This window comes from Rhizobacter sp. P2_H3 (genome assembly GCF_056403355.1).
This window is the reverse complement of record NZ_JBFUFQ010000419.1, coordinates 1-2443: the sequence shown is the minus strand read 5'-3', so window position 1 is coordinate 2443 and position 2443 is coordinate 1. Positions and strand designations below refer to the sequence as shown.

Genomic DNA, 2443 nt, shown 5'->3' with positions numbered 1-2443 from the left:
GCACGGTGCCGGTGTCGCCGCGCCATGCGCCGGCAGCAGATGACGCGACGCCGCCCGCGGGCGGCCTGCGCGGCCTGGCCGCGTCGCGCTCGCGTCCTCAGTAGCCCGTCATCCCCTCGATGCCAGCAGTCGCCATGGCCACGCGCCCGACCACCCTGGGCCGCTTCGAGCTGCGGCGCCTGCTCGGCAAGGGCGCGCAGGCGACGGTGTGGCTCGCCCACGACCCGCGCCTGGAGCGCGAGGTGGCCGTCAAGCTGATGCGCCCCGGTGCCGACACCGAATCGGTGGGCCACTGGCTGCAGGAGGCGCGCAGCGTCAGCCGGCTGACCCATCCGCACATCGTGCCGGTGTTCGAGGCCGACGTGCACGAGCAGCAGCCTTACCTTGTCTTCGAGTACGTGGCCGGCCCGACGCTGGCCGAGCAGCTGCGCGCGAAGGGCGCGATGCCGGCGCGCGACGCAGTGGAGATGATGCTCGGCGTGCTGGACGCGCTGAGCGCCGCGCATGCCGCGGGCGTGATCCACCGCGACCTGAAGCCGTCGAACATCCTGGTCGACGGCGAGGGCCGGGCGCGCGTGATGGATTTCGGCATCGCCGCGAGCGTGAATGCACAGCATGTGCAGCAGGTGGTCGGCACGCCGGGCTACATGTCGCCCGAGGCGACGCACGGGCTGAAGCCGGCGCCGGCGATGGACTTGTTCTCGGCGGCGCTGGTGCTGGCCGAGATGCTGTGCGGGCGGCAGCTGCTGATCGAGAAGGATCCGTTCCGCGCGATGTACCGCGTGGCGCACGAGGACATGGTGTGGCCGAAGGATGCCGCCGGCGATGCCGACGATGCGTTGCGCGCGATCGTGATGCGCAGCCTCGCACGCGACCCGGGGCAGCGGCATGCCGACGTGGCCGCGTTCCGCAAGGCCCTGCAGGAGTGGCTGGTGCCGGCCGGCAGCGATGCGCAGGCCCCTCAGGCGGCCCAGGGCGGCAGCGGCACGCTGGACTTCCTGCTGCGGCGCATGCGGCACAAGAGCGATTTCCCGGCGATGTCGGATTCGGTGGTGCGCATCCAGCGCGTCGCGAACTCGGAGACCGAGAGCCTGGCCAGCCTGTCAAGCGAGATCCTGAAGGATGTCGCGCTGACCAACAAGCTGCTGCGGCTGGTGAACACCGCGCACTACGCGCAGTCGGGCGGCGGCAGCATCAGCACGGTGTCGCGCGCGGTGGCGCTGATCGGCTTTGCCGGCATCCGCAACATCGCGCTCAGCCTGGTGCTGCTGGAGCACATGCACGACAAGGGGCATGCGAACCAGCTGAAGGAGGAGTTCCTGCGTTCGCTGATGGCCGGCTCGCTGGCCAACGAACTGCTGCCGGGGTCGAAGGAGGGCGAGGAGGCCTTCATCGGCGCGATGTTCCAGAACCTGGGCCGGTTGCTGACGGAGTTCTATTTCCCGGACGAGGCGCGCCAGGTGCGCAAGCTGACCGGCAGCAAGGGCGTGGGCGGCTCGACGATGGGCGAGCATGCGGCGTCGATCAGCGTGCTGGGCTTGAGCTTCGAGGAGCTGGGGCTGGGCATCGCGAAGGCCTGGGGATTCCCCGAGAGCCTGCAGCGCTGCATGCGCCGGCCGGTGGGCGATTTCCCGACGCGGCCGTGCGAGAAGGCCGACCGGTTGCGCTGGATCGCGATGGCGGCCAACGAGGTGACCGACGCGATGATGCAGGCCGAGCCGGGCCGCGCGAGCAGCGCGATCGCGGCGGTGGCGCAGCGCTATGCACGCGTGCTCGAGATCAGCCCGCGCGACATGCAGGCCGCGGCGCTGCTGGCGCAGCAGCGGCTGGCCGGGCTGGCGCAGGCGATGAGCCTGAGCGTGCAGCCGGGCTCGCCGGTGCGGCGCCTGCTGGAGCAGCCGGGCGGCAACGGCACCGCGAAGACCATCGTCAGCGATGCTGACAGCCTGGCGGGGCACGAGCTGCAGGCGACGATCGCGATCGACGTGACGGTGCCGGAGCAGAAGCCGTTCGACCAGGACGCGGCGGCGGCGATGCTGGGTGCGGGGATCCAGGACATCACGAACACGATGGTCGAGGACTTCAAGCTCAACGACGTGTTGCGGATGATCCTGGAGACGATGCTGCGTGCGCTCGGGTTCCGGCGCATCGTGTTCTGCCTGCGCGATCCGAAGACCGAGATGCTGACCGGCCGCTTCGGCATGGGCGAGGACGTGGACGGCGCGTGCAAGCAGTTCAAGGTGGCGCTGAAGCCGGCACCGGGCACCGCGCCCGACCTGTTCAGCGCAGTGTGCCTGAAGGGGGCCGACACGCTGATCTCGGATGCGACGGTGCCGAACATCRCGGCGCGGCTGCCGGCGTGGTACCGGCAGCAGGTGAATGCGCCGGCCTTCCTGCTGCTGCCGCTGCTGATGAAGGGCGCGCCGTTCGCGCTGATCTATGC

At 70.6% G+C, this 2443-nt stretch carries 1 protein-coding gene; it reads left to right on the top strand.

Translation table 11 applies throughout. The features are described 5' to 3' along the window. Positions 1 to 134: 134 nt before the first annotated feature. Positions 135 to 2443, top strand: a 2309-nt coding sequence (locus AC1D1T_RS31795) for a protein kinase domain-containing protein (protein WP_477993354.1), incomplete at its 3' end; no start/stop codon positions are given.